At 63.7% G+C, this 16,216-nt stretch carries 18 protein-coding genes; 2 read left to right on the top strand and 16 right to left on the bottom strand.

Features of this window, described 5'->3' with window-relative positions; translation table 11 throughout:
• Positions 1 to 83 precede the first annotated feature (83 nt).
• Positions 84 to 371, bottom strand: coding sequence for a co-chaperone GroES (gene groES, locus CEQ44_RS10950; protein ID WP_088181770.1), 288 nt, complete (start codon positions 369 to 371; stop codon positions 84 to 86).
• A 455-nt stretch (positions 372 to 826) separates the two neighbouring features.
• Here groES and yghU point away from each other — a divergent pair, with 455 nt between their 5' ends.
• Positions 827 to 1,696: a glutathione-dependent disulfide-bond oxidoreductase gene (gene yghU / locus CEQ44_RS10945; protein WP_088181769.1), complete on the top strand. Its 870-nt coding sequence runs from the start codon at positions 827 to 829 to the stop codon at positions 1,694 to 1,696.
• 126 nt (positions 1,697 to 1,822) lie between these two features.
• On the opposite strand, the gene CEQ44_RS10940 is transcribed toward yghU, so the two are convergent.
• Positions 1,823 to 2,434, bottom strand: coding sequence for an NAD(P)-dependent oxidoreductase (locus tag CEQ44_RS10940; RefSeq protein WP_088181768.1), 612 nt, complete (start codon positions 2,432 to 2,434; stop codon positions 1,823 to 1,825).
• Positions 2,435 to 2,542: 108 nt separating this feature from the next.
• On the opposite strand from CEQ44_RS10940, the gene CEQ44_RS10935 reads away from it, so the two are divergent.
• The gene (locus CEQ44_RS10935; protein ID WP_088181767.1) at positions 2,543 to 2,938 is read left to right on the top strand and encodes a helix-turn-helix domain-containing protein; all 396 of its coding nucleotides are present in this window, start codon (positions 2,543 to 2,545) and stop codon (positions 2,936 to 2,938) included.
• Here the strand turns inward: CEQ44_RS10935 and ligA are convergent.
• The 14 genes from ligA to CEQ44_RS10870 all read right to left on the bottom strand — a co-directional run bounded on the left by ligA (position 2,935) and on the right by CEQ44_RS10870 (position 16,192).
• Positions 2,935 to 5,052, bottom strand: coding sequence for an NAD-dependent DNA ligase LigA (gene ligA, locus CEQ44_RS10930; RefSeq protein ID WP_088181766.1), 2,118 nt, complete (start codon positions 5,050 to 5,052; stop codon positions 2,935 to 2,937). The genes CEQ44_RS10935 and ligA overlap by 4 nt on opposite strands.
• 30 nt (positions 5,053 to 5,082) lie before the next feature.
• Positions 5,083 to 5,430: a hypothetical protein gene (locus CEQ44_RS24725; RefSeq protein WP_140419255.1), complete on the bottom strand. Its 348-nt coding sequence runs from the start codon at positions 5,428 to 5,430 to the stop codon at positions 5,083 to 5,085.
• Positions 5,431 to 5,433: 3 nt separating this feature from the next.
• The gene (locus CEQ44_RS10925; RefSeq protein ID WP_088181765.1) at positions 5,434 to 5,808 is read right to left on the bottom strand and encodes a putative quinol monooxygenase; all 375 of its coding nucleotides are present in this window, start codon (positions 5,806 to 5,808) and stop codon (positions 5,434 to 5,436) included.
• A gap of 141 nt (positions 5,809 to 5,949) precedes the next feature.
• Positions 5,950 to 7,614 (bottom strand): DNA repair protein RecN, encoded by a 1,665-nt coding sequence (gene recN / locus CEQ44_RS10920; RefSeq protein WP_088181764.1) that lies wholly within the window; start codon positions 7,612 to 7,614, stop codon positions 5,950 to 5,952.
• A gap of 50 nt (positions 7,615 to 7,664) precedes the next feature.
• On the bottom strand, positions 7,665 to 8,453 hold the full coding sequence (locus tag CEQ44_RS10915) for an outer membrane protein assembly factor BamD (protein WP_088181867.1): 789 nt from the start codon (positions 8,451 to 8,453) through the stop codon (positions 7,665 to 7,667).
• A 55-nt stretch (positions 8,454 to 8,508) separates the two neighbouring features.
• Entirely contained in the window at positions 8,509 to 9,531 is a 1,023-nt protein-coding gene (locus tag CEQ44_RS10910; protein WP_088181866.1) for a sensor histidine kinase, read from the bottom strand.
• A gap of 161 nt (positions 9,532 to 9,692) precedes the next feature.
• On the bottom strand, positions 9,693 to 12,047 hold the full coding sequence (gene pnp, locus CEQ44_RS10905) for a polyribonucleotide nucleotidyltransferase (protein WP_088181763.1): 2,355 nt from the start codon (positions 12,045 to 12,047) through the stop codon (positions 9,693 to 9,695).
• 213 nt (positions 12,048 to 12,260) lie between these two features.
• Complete coding sequence (gene rpsO, locus CEQ44_RS10900; RefSeq protein WP_088181762.1) at positions 12,261 to 12,530, bottom strand: 30S ribosomal protein S15; 270 nt, start codon at positions 12,528 to 12,530, stop codon at positions 12,261 to 12,263.
• Positions 12,531 to 13,583, bottom strand: a complete 1,053-nt coding sequence (truB, locus tag CEQ44_RS10895; RefSeq protein WP_088181761.1) for a tRNA pseudouridine(55) synthase TruB — start codon at positions 13,581 to 13,583, stop codon at positions 12,531 to 12,533. It lies immediately after the preceding gene.
• Between the two features lie 31 nt (positions 13,584 to 13,614).
• On the bottom strand, positions 13,615 to 14,193 hold the full coding sequence (locus tag CEQ44_RS10890) for a thymidine kinase (RefSeq protein WP_088181760.1): 579 nt from the start codon (positions 14,191 to 14,193) through the stop codon (positions 13,615 to 13,617).
• A 71-nt stretch (positions 14,194 to 14,264) separates the two neighbouring features.
• Positions 14,265 to 15,131, bottom strand: coding sequence for a S9 family peptidase (locus CEQ44_RS10885; protein ID WP_088181759.1), 867 nt, complete (start codon positions 15,129 to 15,131; stop codon positions 14,265 to 14,267).
• A 73-nt stretch (positions 15,132 to 15,204) separates the two neighbouring features.
• The gene (locus CEQ44_RS25380) at positions 15,205 to 15,402 is read right to left on the bottom strand and encodes an AbrB/MazE/SpoVT family DNA-binding domain-containing protein (RefSeq protein ID WP_088181758.1); all 198 of its coding nucleotides are present in this window, start codon (positions 15,400 to 15,402) and stop codon (positions 15,205 to 15,207) included.
• A gap of 17 nt (positions 15,403 to 15,419) precedes the next feature.
• On the bottom strand, positions 15,420 to 15,818 hold the full coding sequence (rbfA, locus tag CEQ44_RS10875) for a 30S ribosome-binding factor RbfA (RefSeq protein WP_088181757.1): 399 nt from the start codon (positions 15,816 to 15,818) through the stop codon (positions 15,420 to 15,422).
• Positions 15,815 to 16,192 (bottom strand): glyoxalase superfamily protein, encoded by a 378-nt coding sequence (locus CEQ44_RS10870; protein ID WP_088181756.1) that lies wholly within the window; start codon positions 16,190 to 16,192, stop codon positions 15,815 to 15,817. Before CEQ44_RS10870 ends, rbfA begins: the two co-directional genes overlap by 4 nt.
• Between the last annotated feature and the right edge of the window lie 24 nt (positions 16,193 to 16,216).

Genomic DNA, 16,216 nt, shown 5'->3' with positions numbered 1-16,216 from the left:
GTTATAAGGCACGAAATTTCGCCGAAAAAAGGAACGCCTATCCGGTTCGCAGCTTTACGCAGCGATGCCCGGCGCGCTGGCTATCAGCCAACGACGCCCAGGATATCAGATTCCTTCATGATCAGCAGGTCTTCACCGTCGACCTTGACTTCGGTGCCCGACCACTTGCCGAACAGGACGCGATCGCCGGCCTGAACGTCGAGCGGGGTCACCTTGCCGTCTTCGGCCTTGGTGCCGGTGCCGACAGAGACGATCTCGCCTTCCTGCGGCTTTTCCTTGGCGGTGTCGGGAATGATGATGCCACCCGCGGTCTTCGCTTCCGCTTCGATGCGGCGGACGAGAACACGGTCGTGCAATGGACGAAATGCCATGTTTATTGCCTTTCCCTAGCTTGGGGAGGGGGCAGCGCACAGGATGGGGGGACGATCTCCCCCGCAAATGCCCTGCTTGCCTGTCCGTCTCCCGATGAACTTTGCGTTGTTAGCACTCATTGCGTTAGAGTGCTAGCGGCATCCATATGGAAAAGTCGTTTCGTTGGTCAAGAGTGATAACCGGAAAATTTTTCCTGCACTCGCCAAGTCTACTCGGCGGCGCGTCCAGACGGATAGGCCTAGCCTGACTGGCAGTCTTCCGCGCCGCGATGGGACGCGCCGATCTTGCGGCCGCTGCACATTGAAACATCCATGCGACAGCGCGATGACAGCCCTCACCGAAGCGCGCGCATCGATGCGCAATATTCATGAAGCCATGAGCGAAGATCGGTTGCGGCCGGCAGGGCCGCTTCCTACCTGCCGGGCATCTTCTCGCAGCATCGGAGCGCACCGGCATGACCGACACATATACCCCGCCCAAAGTCTGGACCTGGGACAAGAACAATGGCGGCCCTTTCGCGTCCATCAACCGCCCGATCGCCGGCCCCACCCATGACAAGGCGCTGCCAGTAGGGAAACATCCGCTTCAGCTCTATTCGCTTGCCACGCCCAATGGGCAGAAGGTGACGATCCTGCTGGAGGAATTGCTGGAGGCGGGCGTCACGGAAGCGGAATATGACGCATGGCTGATCCGCATCGGCGATGGCGACCAGTTTGGCAGCGACTTCGTCGCGATCAATCCCAACAGCAAGATCCCCGCGCTGCTGGACCATAGCGTATCGCCTCCGCAGAGGGTCTTCGAATCCGGCTCCATCCTGCTCTACCTCGCCGAAAAGTTCGGCAAGTTCCTGCCCGTCGATCCGGCGGCGAGGACAGAGGCGTTGAACTGGCTGTTCTGGCAGATGGGCGCGGGTCCACTGCTCGGCGGCGGCTTTGGCCATTTCTTCGCCTATGCGCCGGAAAAGTTCGAATATCCGATCAACCGCTACACGATGGAGGTGAAGCGGCAGTTGGACGTTCTCGACCGTCAACTGGCTGAGCATGAATATATAGCAGGTGCCGAATATAGCATCGCCGACATCGCCATCTGGCCATGGTATGGCGGGCTGGTGCTGGGCCGCGCCTATGATGCAGCGGAGTTTCTGGACGCGGCCAGTTACACGAATGTCGTGCGCTGGGCGCAGCAGATCGACGCACGCCCGGCGGTGAAGCGCGGCCGCATGGTCAACAAGGCGAACGGACCGCTGGAAGAGCAACTGCACGAACGCCATGATGCGGGCGATTTTGCGACCCGGACGCAGGACAAGCTGGAAGGGGCGGCTTAAAGCGCAGCCCCCTCCCCATGCCGTTCGCTTCGAGCGAAGTCGAGAAGCGGGTAGCGCAACGCCGCGTCCGGTTCCGCTGAACGCCGCTTTGCCGCGTTTCTCGACTTCGCTTGAAACAAATGGGGATTAATAACCCACGGTAAACCGCGCGCGGCTATGCCGCGGCATTTCGATCTCATCGACCAGCGCGATGGCATAATCGGCGTAGGAAATGCTGCTCTTGCCTTCGCCATCGACCAGCAGTGCGTCCTTGCCAAGCCGGAAGCTGCCCTTGCGATCGCCGACGAAGAAATTGGCCGAGGGCGAGAGATAGGTCCAGTCGATGTCTTCGACCCCGCGCAGATAATCCAGGAAGACCGCCCCCTTCCCCGCTTCGACCTTGGCGACTTCGGGAAAGTTCGGCGTCGTGATGAACGGCACGCCCGGCGCGACCTCCAGGCTGCCCGCGCCGCCCACCACCAGATAGCGCGGCACGCCCGAATCGCGCACCACGCCGACCAGCGCGGCAGGATCGGTGTCGGCGAACATCACCGCGCTGACCACCACGTCATGCCCACGGATCGCCTCGACCAGCGCGGCGGGATCGTTGACGTCGCCCTTTACCGCCGTCACGCGCGCATCCTGGAACGCCTTTTCGGGATGCCGCGCGATCGCGGTCACCTGATGCCCGCGCCGCGCCAGTTCGGCACTGATTTCCGTGCCCGCGCGGCCCGTGCCGCCGATGATCGCCACTTTCATAAGTCCATCTCCATGGTGGTTACTGATGGAAACCAGATAGCGATTGCGATATCATCCCCGCAAGAAGGCACCTTGCCTTCACCAGGTTACGCCCAGGATACCGCCTTCATGACCATCCCCCAGCCGCTGCGCATCGGCGACGCCTATAATCCCGATTGCCCGACCCGCCATATTCTCGACCGGATCGGCGACAAATGGGCGGTGCTGGTGCTGCTGACGTTGAAGGACGGACCGGTGCGTTTCAACGATCTGCGGCGCCGGATCGGCGCCATCTCGCAAAAGATGCTCTCGCAAACCTTGAAGAGCCTGGAGCGGGACGGCCTGGTCAGCCGCGCCGCCTTTCCCACCGTGCCGGTGACGGTGGAATATCGGCTGACGCCGCTGGCGGGCGGTCTGATCGGCATATTGGATCAGGTCACCCAATGGGCCGAAGCCCATGTCGGGGACATCATGGCCGCGCAGCGCGCCCATGACGGCGCGCTGGCCGATGCGAAGGCGGCCTAACCCGCCGCCTGCACGATTTCAGCCCATTCGGCCTCGCTAATCACAGCGATCCCCAACGCCGCCGCCTGTTTGAGCTTCGACCCTGCCCCCGGCCCCGCCACCACCAGATCGGTCTTGGCGCTGACCGATCCGGCCGCTTTCGCGCCCAGCCGTTCGGCCTGCGCCTTGGCCTCGTCGCGGCTCATGGTTTCCAGCTTGCCGGTGAAGACGATGGTTTTGCCCGTCACCGCGCTTTGGGTGGTTTCCACGACATAGTCGGGCGGCGACACTTCGCACAGCAGATCGTCCCACGCTTCGACATTATGGGGTTCGTGGAAGAAGTCGGCGATCGCATGGCCCACCGCCGCGCCGACATTCTCCACGCCGATATGCTCGGCTATGGCCTTGTCGCGCTTGGCCTGCGTTTCGGCCGGGTCGGCGGCATCGCGCAGGGCGATGATCTCTTCCGCCAGCGCGCGCACGCCTGGCAATGTGGTGTAGCGCTTGAGCAAGTCGCGCGCCGTCACCGCGCCGATATGGCGGATGCCCAGGCCAAAGAGCAGGCGCGCGGCATCCGGCTGACGCTTGGCCTCGATCGCGGCGAGCAGATTATCGACCGACTTTTCCTTCCACCCTTCCCGGCCGATCAGGTCAGGCCGATGTTTCTTCAGGCGGAAGATGTCGGCCGGCTCGGCGATCCAGCCCAGGTCTAGAAATTCCTGGATCGATTTTTCGCCCAGTCCCTCGATATCGAGCGCGCCGCGGCTGACGAAATGGCGCAGCCGCTCGAACCGCTGGGCCGGGCAGATCAGCCCGCCGGTGCAGCGATAATCGACCTCCTCCTCTTCGCGCACGGCTTCGGAGCCGCAGACCGGGCAATGGGTCGGGAAGGGAAAGGGATCGCGCGGCTCATCGCGGGTCAGGTTCTCGACCACCTGCGGAATGACGTCGCCCGCGCGCTGCACGACGATGCGATCGCCGGGGCGCACGCCCAGCCGGGCGATCTCGTCCGCATTGTGGAGCGTGACGTTGGACACGACCACGCCGCCAACGGTGACGGGGGTCAGGCGGCCGACCGGGGTCAGCTTCCCAGTGCGCCCGACCTGGATGTCGATCGCCTCTAGCGTGGTTTGTGCCTGTTCCGCAGGAAATTTATGCGCGATCGCCCAGCGCGGCGCCTTCGCCACGAAGCCCAGCCGCTGCTGCCAATCGAGCCGATCGACTTTGTAGACCACCCCGTCGATGTCGAAGGGCAGGTCGGCGCGCGCCGCTTCGATGGCGCGATAATGGGCGATCAACGCGTCCAGACTGTCGACTTGCGCCAGCATGTCCGACACCGGCAGGCCCCAACTTGCGATGGCCTGCATCACGCCCAGTTGCGAGTCCGCTGGCACTTCGCTGCGCGCGCCCCAGCCATGGGCCAGGAAGCGCAGCGGGCGGGCGGCTGTGACGGTCGCGTCCTTCTGGCGCAGCGAACCGGCGGCGGCATTGCGCGGATTGGCGAATTGGCGCGCCTTTTCCGGGTCGTCGGCCTCTGCCAGCAAGCGCTGGTTGAGCGCCACGAAATCGCCCTTGGCCATATAGACCTCGCCCCGCACCTCGAACAAATCTGGGACGGTCGTGCCGTTTAGCGTCTGCGGGATGTCGGCGATGGTGCGGACATTGGCGGTCACATCCTCCCCCGTCGCGCCGTCGCCGCGGGTCGCGGCCAGCACCAACTCGCCCTTTTCATAACGCAGCGAACAGGACAGGCCGTCGATCTTCGGCTCCGCGGTCAGCGCCAGCGGCGCATCGTCCGGCAGCGCCAGGAAGCGCCGGACGCGGGCGAGGAACTCAGCGATATCCTCGTCGGAAAAGCCGTTGTCGAGGCTCATCATGCGAACGGCGTGCGGCACCTTCTTGAGCGCCGATGTCGCCGCGGCCCCCACCTGCGCATTGGGCGAATCGGCGCGGATCAATTGCGGGAAAGCCGCCTCCAGCGCGTTATTCTCCGCGATCAGCGCATCATAGGCCGCGTCGCTGATCTCAGGCGCGTCCTGGTCGTGATAGAGGCGATTATGCTTCGCCACCTCCTTGGCGAGGCGCATCAGGCGGTTGGCGGCTTCGGCTTCGGTGAGGCTAGCGGGGTCGGTCATGGGGATGCTTTATATCGTCCTGCCATGGCTCTACCAGAGCTTACCGAAGAGAATGGCCAAGTCTGCCCAGCAAATGCCCGCGTGTGCAATAATGATCGCCGTACGCCGCAATGTTGGGTCAGACACTGCACTCAAACCTAGAACGACGCCGCTACACGCCACCCCCCAAAGAAGCAGGCTTGCTGTCGCGAAGAGTATGTCGACAAATTGAAGAGTAGAACTTGGAACGGTAAAAAATAGGATGCCGATCGCCGCCACTATCGCCAGCGCTGTGAAAACAACGAATGCCATCGTGCATAACAACGTGGTCACGAAGATGACCGGCATCATTGCGACCTGCGCCGTAGCTATCCATGTTGAGGAGCGCAACAGCGACATAGGCTAAACCCCCGCCACCGGCACCGTCTCGAACCGCTGCCCGAAGCCCGCGATGATCGGCCGCGCCTTGGCGATGGCGGCCTGCACGGCGGGCAGTTTGAGCGAGGCGGCGTGGCTTTGCTGGCTGTCCCAGACTTCGGTGATCCAGATCGCGTCCGGATTCGCGCTGTCCAGCGCAATAATATAGGACAGGCAACCGGGCATCGCGCCGGTCGCGTCCCGCAGATAGCCGACCAGTTCGTCGCGCTTGCCGGGCTGGCTCAGCATCTGGCCGATCAGGCCGTAGCGGGGTTTCGCCTCCTGCGCGGCGGCGGGGGTTGCGCTAGCGGCGATCGCGGCGGCGGTGAAGCCGATCATGTCTCTGCGGTTATGGGTCATGGCTCTACTCTCTCCCCAAAGAACCGTTCGTTTCGAGCAAAGTCGAGAAACGAAGCAAAACGCTGGCGTGGCTCTATCCGCTTCTCGACTTCGCTCGAAGCGAACGAAGGTTAATATCTGCATAGCCTGACGGATGCGACGTCAAACCCGCTCCAGCAACCGCTCCGCCTGCGCGCGCGCCTCTGCGGTAATTTCTGCGCCAGACAGCATCCGCGCGATTTCCTCACGGCGTTCCGCATCATCCAGCGCATGAACGCCGGTGCGCGTTACCGTGCCGTCACTCGATTTCGCGATCAGCAGATGCCCCGCGCCCCGCGCCGCGACCTGCGGGCTGTGGGTGACGACCAATATCTGATTGCTCTGCGCCAGCCGCGACAGCCGTTCGCCGATCGCATCGGCCACCGCGCCGCCCACGCCCCGGTCGATCTCGTCGAAGATCAGCGTATCGGCCCCGCCCTGCTCGGCCAGCGCGACCTTCAGCGCCAGGATGAAGCGCGACAATTCGCCTCCGCTTGCGATCTTGGCCAGCGGCGCGAAGGGCGCACCGGGGTTGGTCGAGATTTCGAACTCCACCCTATCCATGCCCTGCGCGCTCCACTGCGCCTCATCCAGTTGCGCGACGACGGTGCGGAATCGGGCGGCGTCCAGTTTGAGCGGTGCCAATTCCGCCGCCACCGCAGCATCCAGACGCCCGGCCGCCATCTGCCGCTCACCCGACAGCGCCTGCGCGGCGGCGCGATAGGCGGCGGCCTTCGTCGCGACATCGGCCTCCAGCTTGGCTATATGCTCTTCGCCGCCCTCGATCGCGGCCAACTTGGCGTCCATCTCGTCGCGCAGCGCGGCCAGATCGTCGGGCTGCACCTGATGCTTGCGCGCCAATCCGCGCAGGTCGAACAACCGGGTTTCGACCCTGTCGAGGCGCGCGGGGTCGAAGCTCAGCGCCTCGGCGGCTTCGGCCAGCCGATCCTCGGCCTCGCCCGCCTCCGTCACCGCGCGGTCCAACGCTTCGAGCACCGCGGCCAACAACGGCTCTTCCGACGCGATCCGGTCCAGCCGACGCGCGGCCTGCCGCAACTGAGCCAAGCCACCATCCGATCCGGTTAGGCAATCGCCCACGGCGGACAGGTCGTCGGTCAGGCGCGCGCCCTTCTGCATGGTGGCGCGTTCCTCGGCCAGCGTAGCCTCTTCACCGGGTTCAGGCGCGAACTTGCGCAATTCTTCGACGGCGTGAGTTAGATAATCGCGATCGCGCGCGGCATTGTCCACGGTCGCGCGCGCCTCCGCCAGCGCCTTGGCGGCCGCGCGCCAGCCGGCATGGGCCAACGCCACCGCCCCGGCCTCGCAGCGGCCATAGCTGTCGAGCAGGGCCCGATGGCCGCGCGGATTGAGCAGGCCGCGATCGTCATGCTGGCCATGAATCTCGACCAGCGATCCGCCCAACTCGCGCAGCAGCGCCGCGGAACAGGGCTGGTCGTTGACGAAGGCGCGGCTACCGCCATCGGCCTTCACCAGACGGCGGATCAACAATGGTTCGCCCGGTTCGATCTCGATGCCATTGTCCGCCAGCAGCAGAGCGACGCGCGTGGCGGCCGCCGGCGGTTCGAAGGTGGCGACGACGCTCGCCTGCGCCTCACCATTGCGCACCAAACCGCTGTCGGCACGCGCGCCCAGCGCCAGACCCAGCGAATCGAGCAGGATCGACTTGCCCGCCCCCGTTTCGCCGGTCAGCACTGAAAGGCCCGCGCCGAACTCCAGGTCCAGCGCCTCGATCAGCACGACATTGCGGATGGCGAGCGAGATCAGCATGGCGCGCTTCTACCTGTCACCGCACAAAAGGGGAACAGGCAAAAAGGCCGTCAGGCCTTGACCCCATGTTCCTGCATCAGCTTGTAGCTGCGCTCATACCATTTGGTGCCGGGATAGTTGCGGCCCAGCACGGCGGCGGCCTTCTGCGCTTCGGCCGGGATACCGAGCGAGAGATAGGATTCGACCAGCCGTTCCAGCGCTTCGGGCGTATGCGTCGTGGTCTGATATTTATCGACCACCGAACGGAAACGCAGCGTGGCGGCCAGCCACTGGCCGCGGCGCTGGTAGAATCGGCCGACTTCCATTTCCTTGCCCGCCAGGTGATCGTTGACCAAGTCGACCTTCAACCGCGCGTCGGCGGCGTAGCGGGTGTCGGGATAGCGGCGGATCAGTTCGCCCAGCGCGTCCAGCCCCTGCTGCGTGATCTTCTGGTCGCGGGTGACGTCGGCGATCTGCTCATAATAGCAGAGCGCGATCAGATAATAGGCGTAGGGCGCGTCCTTGTTGCCGGTGTGGATCGACAGGAAACGCTGCGACGCCGAGATGGATTCGGCATAATCCTGGTTCATATAATAGCTGAAGGCCGACATGAGCTGCGCGCGGCGCGCCCAGGGCGAATAGGGATGTTGGCGTTCAACCTCATCGAACAGGGCGGCGGCCAGCTTATACTGGCCCCGGTCCAGCCGGTCCTTGCCACTGTTATACAGGGTGGACACGTCGCGCGCGACATATTGGGTGTCGGCCTTGTTCTTTGACGTGGAGCAGCCGGTAAGGACAGGCGAGGCGATCAGGACCAGGGCGGTGGCCGCGCCAATGCGCGTCATGGTTTTCGTCAGCATGGAGCGGGTCATAGCCGAGGGACACGCCGCCGCCAAGCGGCAGAATGCGTGTGCGTCAACAAGCCGTCCGGGCGGGTATGTCCAACCGGGCAACGGCGCCGCCCGCTGCTGTCGCTTCCAGCGCGAAACGCCCGCCCAACTGCCCCGCCAGCGCGTGCGCGATGCGCAACCCCAGCGATCCGACCGCGCCGCCTGACGGCGCGTCCGGGGCAAGTCCATGGCCATTGTCAGCGATGCGCAAGGCGATCGCGCCGTCCTGCGTCACAAGAGCGACGTCGATCCGACCCGGCCGGTCGGGCAATCCATGTTCCACAGCATTGCTGACCGCTTCGGCGACGATCAACGCCAACGGCACGCTGATGGCCGCGTCCAGCGTCATCGCATCGGGCGCACGCACCGTCAGGTCGATATCCTTGCGGCCACTGGCGTCCAGCACGTCGCTGGCCAGGGTGGTGAGGAAGGTCTTCACATCCTGCCCCGCCCCCGACGGATCGTAGAGCGCACGGCTGATCCGGCCGACCAGCGCGACCCGCCCCGACGCGTCGTCCAGCGCGCGGCGCGCATCATCATGATCGACATGGCGGCGCTGGAGCGCCAGCATCGCGGCGACCACCTGCAGATTATTGGACACACGATGTTGCAGTTCATGGAAGAGCAGTTCGCGATTTTCGGCCAGCGCGCGGCTACGTTCCCGCTCGACCGCCAGGTTGAAATTGGCCCGTTGCATGAAATGGATCAGGGCGATGTCGACCACCACCACCCCCACATAGAAGATCATCGCCACCGCGACCGCCGGGTTCATCGCCAATCGGTTGAAGGGCGGGATGAAGAAATACCAGGACAGCAGACCGCCCAGAAGCGCAGCGAAGATGCCGGGGCGGATGCCGAACAGGAAGGAGGACAGGATCACAGCGGGAAAGAAAGTAACGAACGGATAGCCCGCCGGCAGCAGCGGTTCGGCCGCGAACCGCAGCAATAGCGCCGCGCCGCAGAACAGCAGAGTCAATATATAGCCATAGACTGGCCGATCGAGCACAAGCGGCAGGCGTTCGACGAACCGCTCATTACTGCCCTGCATGATGACCCCCAAAAGACGTATCGGTAGAGTAACAGAAGTTTCCAGCCATGCCTTGATCGAAATCAGTCTGTGGGCTGCAGATGCAAAAACGGGGCGCCCGGCGAACCGGACACCCCGTCTCTATCTGTAGGAAAGGCCGATCCTGGGATCGGCACGTCCGCTTAGTCCTGGGTCAGGAAGTCGGGCAGACCGCCCGGTGCCGGTCCCCGATCGTCATTGGCATCATTGCCGCCTTCGCTGCGTTCGCGACGCGGACCGCGGTCACCGCCGTCACGGCGCGGGCCACGACCACGGTCGCCACGGCCCTCGCCGCCCTCGCGGCGCGGACCACGGTCGCCACCACCGCCGCCATCACGGCGCGGGCCACGATCGCTGCGCGGTTCGCGCGCTTCGCGGGCAGGACGGGTGTCCTCCAGCTCTTCGCCGGTTTCCTGATCGACAACGCGCATCGACAGGCGAACCTTGCCGCGCGGATCGATTTCCAGAACCTTGACCTTCACGTCCTGGCCTTCCGACACGACGTCGGTCGGCTTTTCGACGCGCTCATTCTTCATTTCGGACACATGGACGAGACCGTCCTTGCCGCCCATGAAGTTCACGAAGGCACCGAAGTCCACGATGTTGACGACCTTGCCGTCATAGATCTTGCCGACTTCCGCTTCCTGGGTGATGCCCAGGATCCACTTGCGGGCGGCCTCGATCTGCGCGGGATCGGACGAGCTGATCTTGATCAGGCCTTCGTCGTCGATGTCGACCTTCGCGCCGGTTTCGGCGACGATCTCGCGGATCACCTTGCCACCGGTGCCGATGACTTCACGGATCTTCGACTTGTCGATCTGCAAGGTTTCGATGCGCGGAGCGTGCGCCGACAATTCGGTGCGGGTCGAGGACAGCGACTTGGCCATCTCACCCAGGATGTGGGCGCGGCCTTCCTTCGCCTGCGTCAGCGCCGCTTCGAAGATTTCGCGCGTGATGCCCGCAATCTTGATGTCCATCTGCATCGTGGTGATGCCTTCGGACGTGCCGGCAACCTTGAAGTCCATGTCGCCCAGATGATCTTCGTCACCCAGGATGTCGGACAGGACGGCAAAGTCCTTGCCTTCCAGGATCAGGCCCATGGCGATGCCGGACACGGGGCGCTTCAAGGGCACACCGGCGTCCATCATCGAGAGCGAACCGCCGCAGACGGTCGCCATCGACGACGAACCGTTCGATTCGGTGATGTCCGAAAGAACGCGGATCGTGTAGGGAAACTCATCCTTGCTCGGCAGCACGGGGTGCAGCGCACGCCATGCCAGCTTGCCATGACCCACTTCGCGACGACCCGGCGCGCCGAAGCGGCCGACTTCACCGACCGAGTAGGGCGGGAAGTTATAGTGCAGCATGAAGTTTTCATAATGCAGGCCCGTGAGGCCGTCGATCATCTGCTCGGCGTCCTTGGTGCCCAGCGTGGTGGTGCAGATCGACTGCGTCTCACCGCGCGTGAACAGGGCCGAACCATGGGTGCGGGGCAGGAAACCGACCATTGCTTCGATCGGGCGGATCTGCGTGGTGGTGCGACCGTCGATACGCTTGCCGTCCTTCAGGATAGCGCCGCGCACGATTTCCGCTTCCAGCTTCTTGGTCAGCTTGATGCCGGCCATGACGGTCTGGGCGTCCAGGCCGTCGGCGGTGAACTTCGCCTTCGCCTTGGCGCGGGCTTCGTTCAGCGCGTTGGAACGGGCCGACTTGTCGGTCAGCTTGTAGGCGGCGGCAATATCCTTGCCGATCAGCTTCTTGAGCTTCGCCTTCAGGTCGCCCAGGTCATCGCTCTTGGCCATGTCCCAAGGGTCTTTGGCAGCTTTTTCCGCCAGGGCGATGATGGCGTCGACGATCTTCTTGCTGGCGTCATGCGCGAACAGGACGGCGCCCAACATGATCTCTTCCGACAGCTCTTTCGCTTCGGATTCGACCATCATCACCGCGTCGTACGTGGCGGCGACGACCAGGTCGAGTTCGCCGGTCTTCACTTCGTCCAGTGACGGGTTGAGCTGATATTCGCCATCCTTGTAACCGACGCGCGCCGCGCCGATCGGACCCATGAAGGGCACGCCAGACAGGGTCAGGGCGGCCGATGCGGCGATCATCGCCACCATGTCCGGCTCGCTTTCGCCATCGAACGACAGCACCTGGGCGATGACGTTGATTTCGTTGTAGAAACCTTCGGGGAACAGCGGACGGAGCGGACGATCGATCAGGCGGGAAACCAGCGTTTCCTTTTCCGTAGCGCCGCGCTCACGCTTGAAGAAACCACCGGGGATGCGGCCGGCGGCGGAATATTTTTCCTGATAGTGAACGGTCAGCGGGAAGAAGTCCTGGCCTTCCTTCACGCTCTTGGCGGCGGTCACGGCGCACAGCACCACGGTTTCGCCATAGGTGGCCAGCACGGCGGCGTCAGCCTGGCGCGCAATACGACCGGTTTCGAGGGTCAGCGTCTTGCCGGCCAGCTCGATGGATACTTTCTTGACGTCGAACATAGATTTTTTCCTTCGCCCACCTGGCCCTATTGCCGGGCGGGGCCTTTGGTGGAGCCTGTGCGGCTCCATGAATGGAGAGGCTTTCGCTCTCCTCTGTCGCGGGTGCGACAGTGTGGGGAAGTGTCCCCGGATCATGAACGCCTTGCCGAATTGCCGGACGCCATGTGTCAGAATCAGAAACGGCCCCGAATGGGGCCGTCCCTTTTAGCAGGTTTACTTACGCAGACCCAGCTTGCCGATCAGGTCGGTGTAACGCGCCTGATCCTTCTTCTTGAGATAGTCCAGCAGCGAACGACGCTTGTTGACCATCATCAGCAGACCACGACGGCTATGATTGTCCTTGTGGTGACCCTTGAAATGCTCGGTCAGGTTCTGGATACGCTCGGTCAGGATCGATACCTGAACCTCTGGCGAACCCGTATCACCCTCAGCGCGGGCATATTCCTTGATCAGCGCTTCCTTGCGCTCGGCAGTAATCGTCATCTAATCGTCTTCCCTCGACATCAGGTTGAAACCGCGCACCACGACGACCTGATGATCGTCCGACCGCACCAGCGCCACGGGGATATCGCCCAATGTCGCCAGATACTGGCCGTCGGTGGCAGCGATCCCGGTCAGTATCTTCCCCTGGCGGAGAGCGAGTGCCTGATCGGGAGAGACGGGGAGAGCCGGGATGTCGTCCAGCCCCGCCGTCAACGGCAGCATAAGCCGACCGATGTCGCCGCCCTTAGCAGCTTCGTCCAATTTGTCCAGCGATATCGCGGTTTCCAGGGTGAACGGGCCTGCTTTCACGCGGCGCAACATCGTGACATGACCGACCGTGCCCAGCGCCAGCGCGATGTCGCGGGCGAGGGAGCGGATGTAAGTGCCCTTGGAGACATGGGCGGTGAGGGTGATCGCGTTTATCCTCTCCCCTTGGGGGAGAGGATAGCAAGGCTCGGCAGCTTGCTGCCTAGCCGCGCTTGGAGAGGGGATCGGCGCGCCCTTCCCCTCTCCAAGCTGCGCTAGCCCGCTATGCGGGCAAGCTACGCTATCCTCTCCCCCCTGGGGCGAGGATATGTGCAGCTCATATATCGTCACGCTGCGCAGCTTCATCTCGACCGCCTCCCCCTTGCGGGCGAGGTCATAGGCACGCTGGCCGTCGATCAGGATCGCGCTATAGGCGGGCGGCGCCTGCTCGATCGGTCCGGTGAAGCGCGGCAATATCGCTTCCACCGCGGCAAGCGTTGGGCGCATATCACTTGCCGCGATCGCCTTCCCCTCCAGGTCCAGCGTGTCGGTCTGGACACCGAAAGCGACAGTAAAATTGTAAATCTTGTCGCTGTCGAGCATCCGGCCGGCGAGCTTCGTCGCTTCCCCGATCGCGATCGGCAGCACCCCGGTCGCCAGCGGGTCGAGCGTGCCGCCATGGCCGACCTTCCACTTTTCCGTTCCGCCCAGCAATTCCCGCTGGGTTCGCAGCGCACGCTTGACCGCGCTGACCGCCTGGGTGGAGCCAAGGCCATGCGGTTTGTCGAGGATGATCCAGCCATGCATGGCGCGCCTCTATAGCGCGCCGACGCCGCTGTCAGCCCTGCATCTGCTCCACGAAATGACGGCGGCACAGCGCCACATAACGATCGTTGCCGCCAATCTGCGTCTGCGCGCCATGCTGGATCGGCCGTCCGTCCGCATCGACGCGCAGGTTCATCGTCGCCTTGCGCCCGCAATCGCACACCGTCTTGATCTCGGTCAGCGCGTCGGCCAGCCCCAGCAGCGCGGCGCTGCCGGGGAAAAGCTGGCCCTGAAAATCGGTGCGGATGCCGTAGCAGAGCACCGGGATGCCCAGCCGGTCGCACACGCCGCCCAACTGCCACACCTGCGCCTGCGTCAGGAACTGCGCCTCGTCCAGCAGCACGCAGGACAGCGGCGTCGCGTCATGCTGGGCCGCGATGGCGGCGAAGATATCGACCTGAGGGTCAAACAGAGCGGCAAGCGCCTCCAGCCCGATCCGCGACACGATCCGCCCCCGACCATAGCGATCGTCGAGCGCGGCGGTCCACAGCATGGTTTCCATGCCGCGTTCGCGATAGTTGAAGTCGGACTGCAACAGGGTGGTCGATTTCCCCGCATTCATCGAGCTGTAGTAGAAATAGAGCTTCGCCATCGGTGCCTGCCCTAAAGCGATTTCGAGGCGGATGGAACATCCGCCGGCTCGGAAATCGCGGCAATCAAAAACTACCGGATCGTCGGCGCGACGCCAGCCAGGAAACGGACCAGCGCGTCAGCCAGCGCGATGCGGCTGTCAGAAAAACTGTGATCGGTCGGCCAGACCATCAGACGGGCGGATGGATTGGCGCCCTGCGCATCGGCGGCGGCCTTGCGCGCCATGGCGCCGATTCCCTTTTCCGCGCCGAGCAGCGTCAGCGGACGGCGGCCATAGCCAGCCAGGCGGCGGCCCAGGTCGAACTTCTGCCCGTCCGCCTTGATCTCGCCGGTCAGCCCCTCATAGGTCGCCCCATTTAGCGGCGGCAGGTCGCTGGCCACTTCGGCCTTCCACGCCGCCTCGCCCTCCGGCGTGGCCAGCGCCGTGACCGTCTGCGCCGGGTCCCAGGGATCGATCAGAAACAGTCCAGCGACGCGCGGGTCGGCGGCCGCGGCGTCAGCAGCCATGAAGCCGCCCATGCTATGCCCGGCCACCACGATCGCACTGGTATCGATGCGATATCTGGCGACGATCGAAGGCTGCTGGAGATATTGGAGCGCGGTGAAGGCGTCTTCCGACGCGTTGCCGAAGGAAAAGGTGCCGGGGCTGCCCCAACTGCCGCGATAATGGAGCGTGAGCACATGCCACCCGGCGCGGCGCACGGCCTGGGCCAGGTCCAGATTCTGCTCGTTACCGGGAAAGCCGTGGAGCAACAACAGCGTTGGATGGATGCCCGCCCCCGCGGCGGTATAGAGAACCGCGTTCATCGCCCCGTCCTGCGTTGGAATGACGAACGCGCTCATGCCGGCGGGATAGGCCGCGTCCGGCTTGGGATCGGCGATGACGGCGGGATGGATCACAGGGTCTTTGGCGAAGGCGGAGCCGGACCCGGCAAGCATGGCTGCGAATATAAATGTCAAAAATGCGCGCACCGATAACCCCCACTCAATCGAGACTTGCCGAATGACGCCGCTATGCGTCCCGAACCGTTCCGTTTAGCGGGTCCGAGATGGGCGTCCGCGTTACCGGGAGAATAATAAGGCCGCCATCACGCACAACCAGTTCTACCGCGTCCCCCGGCCGCAAACCCAGCTTTCGGCGAAGCGCGGCTGGCAACGTTACCCGGTTATCGCGATTGACGATCAGCTTTATGTCGGAACTATGCGACATAAGCACAGCGAGGGCAATTATTCCTCGCCCTCGTCCTTCACCAGATCCTGCGCTACCTTGGGCTGGCGCAGCAGCTTGTCGATATGGCTGCCTTCGTCGAAACTGTCGTCGGCCAGGAATTTCAGCTTCGCGGCATATTTCAGCGCGATGCGGCTGGCGACCTCGCGTTGCAGATAGGCGGTATTGGTGCGCAGCGCCTTGAGCACCGCTTCCTCATCCTGGCCCAACAGCGACTTGATGAAGACGGTGGCGTGGCGCAGGTCGGGCGACATGCGCACTTCGGTGACGCTCACGACATGTTTGGTCAGCACATCGTCATGCACGTCGCCGCGCTGGAGGATGTCGGACAGGACATGCCGCACCTGTTCGCCCACGCGGAGCAAACGGACGGACGGGCCTTCCTGAGAATTGCTCATGCCTGGCCCTCCGGCAAATAGGTGTAAAACATCAATCGGTTTCCCGCTGGATCGGTAATGGTGGTTTCCAAACTGCCCCAGTCTGTTTTCTTAGGGGCGCCCGGCCGCGCATTGCCAAAATTTTTCGCCCGCAATTGCGCCACATAGGCAGTGACATCGTCCACCGCGATGCGGATCGCCGATCCCGGTGTCGCATCGCCATAATGTTCGGACAGATGCAGTTCGCAGCCACCCAGCTTCACGCCCATATACAGCGGCAGGCCCGGTTCGAACCGGTGCGCGAACACCAGCTCGAATCCCAGAAAGTCACAATAGAAGGCGCGGGCGCGGGTTTCATCGAAACTGCGGAGGATCGGCGTGATCTTGCCTAGCATGACCCTGTCGCTTCCCTCCGCAGC

It is taken from the genome of Sphingobium sp. Z007 (assembly GCF_900013425.1).
Lineage (GTDB): Bacteria > Pseudomonadota > Alphaproteobacteria > Sphingomonadales > Sphingomonadaceae > Sphingobium.
The sequence above is the reverse complement of the archived record's forward strand: the minus strand, read 5'-3'. Positions and strand labels throughout refer to the sequence as shown.

Bases quoted from the DNA above. Each gene is read 5' to 3' on its own strand.
- groES (WP_088181770.1), bottom strand. From the start codon at position 371: ATGGCATTTCGTCCATTGCACGACCGTGTTCTCGTCCGCCGCATCGAA.
- yghU (WP_088181769.1), top strand. From the start codon at position 827: ATGACCGACACATATACCCCGCCCAAAGTCTGGACCTGGGACAAGAAC.
- CEQ44_RS10940 (WP_088181768.1), bottom strand. From the start codon at position 2,434: ATGAAAGTGGCGATCATCGGCGGCACGGGCCGCGCGGGCACGGAAATC.
- CEQ44_RS10935 (WP_088181767.1), top strand. From the start codon at position 2,543: ATGACCATCCCCCAGCCGCTGCGCATCGGCGACGCCTATAATCCCGAT.
- ligA (WP_088181766.1), bottom strand. From the start codon at position 5,052: ATGACCGACCCCGCTAGCCTCACCGAAGCCGAAGCCGCCAACCGCCTG.
- CEQ44_RS24725 (WP_140419255.1), bottom strand. From the start codon at position 5,430: ATGTCGCTGTTGCGCTCCTCAACATGGATAGCTACGGCGCAGGTCGCA.
- CEQ44_RS10925 (WP_088181765.1), bottom strand. From the start codon at position 5,808: ATGACCCATAACCGCAGAGACATGATCGGCTTCACCGCCGCCGCGATC.
- recN (WP_088181764.1), bottom strand. From the start codon at position 7,614: ATGCTGATCTCGCTCGCCATCCGCAATGTCGTGCTGATCGAGGCGCTG.
- CEQ44_RS10915 (WP_088181867.1), bottom strand. From the start codon at position 8,453: ATGCTGACGAAAACCATGACGCGCATTGGCGCGGCCACCGCCCTGGTC.
- CEQ44_RS10910 (WP_088181866.1), bottom strand. From the start codon at position 9,531: ATGCAGGGCAGTAATGAGCGGTTCGTCGAACGCCTGCCGCTTGTGCTC.
- pnp (WP_088181763.1), bottom strand. From the start codon at position 12,047: ATGTTCGACGTCAAGAAAGTATCCATCGAGCTGGCCGGCAAGACGCTG.
- rpsO (WP_088181762.1), bottom strand. From the start codon at position 12,530: ATGACGATTACTGCCGAGCGCAAGGAAGCGCTGATCAAGGAATATGCC.
- truB (WP_088181761.1), bottom strand. From the start codon at position 13,583: ATGCATGGCTGGATCATCCTCGACAAACCGCATGGCCTTGGCTCCACC.
- CEQ44_RS10890 (WP_088181760.1), bottom strand. From the start codon at position 14,193: ATGGCGAAGCTCTATTTCTACTACAGCTCGATGAATGCGGGGAAATCG.
- CEQ44_RS10885 (WP_088181759.1), bottom strand. From the start codon at position 15,131: ATGCTTGCCGGGTCCGGCTCCGCCTTCGCCAAAGACCCTGTGATCCAT.
- CEQ44_RS25380 (WP_088181758.1), bottom strand. From the start codon at position 15,402: ATGTCGCATAGTTCCGACATAAAGCTGATCGTCAATCGCGATAACCGG.
- rbfA (WP_088181757.1), bottom strand. From the start codon at position 15,818: ATGAGCAATTCTCAGGAAGGCCCGTCCGTCCGTTTGCTCCGCGTGGGC.
- CEQ44_RS10870 (WP_088181756.1), bottom strand. From the start codon at position 16,192: ATGCTAGGCAAGATCACGCCGATCCTCCGCAGTTTCGATGAAACCCGC.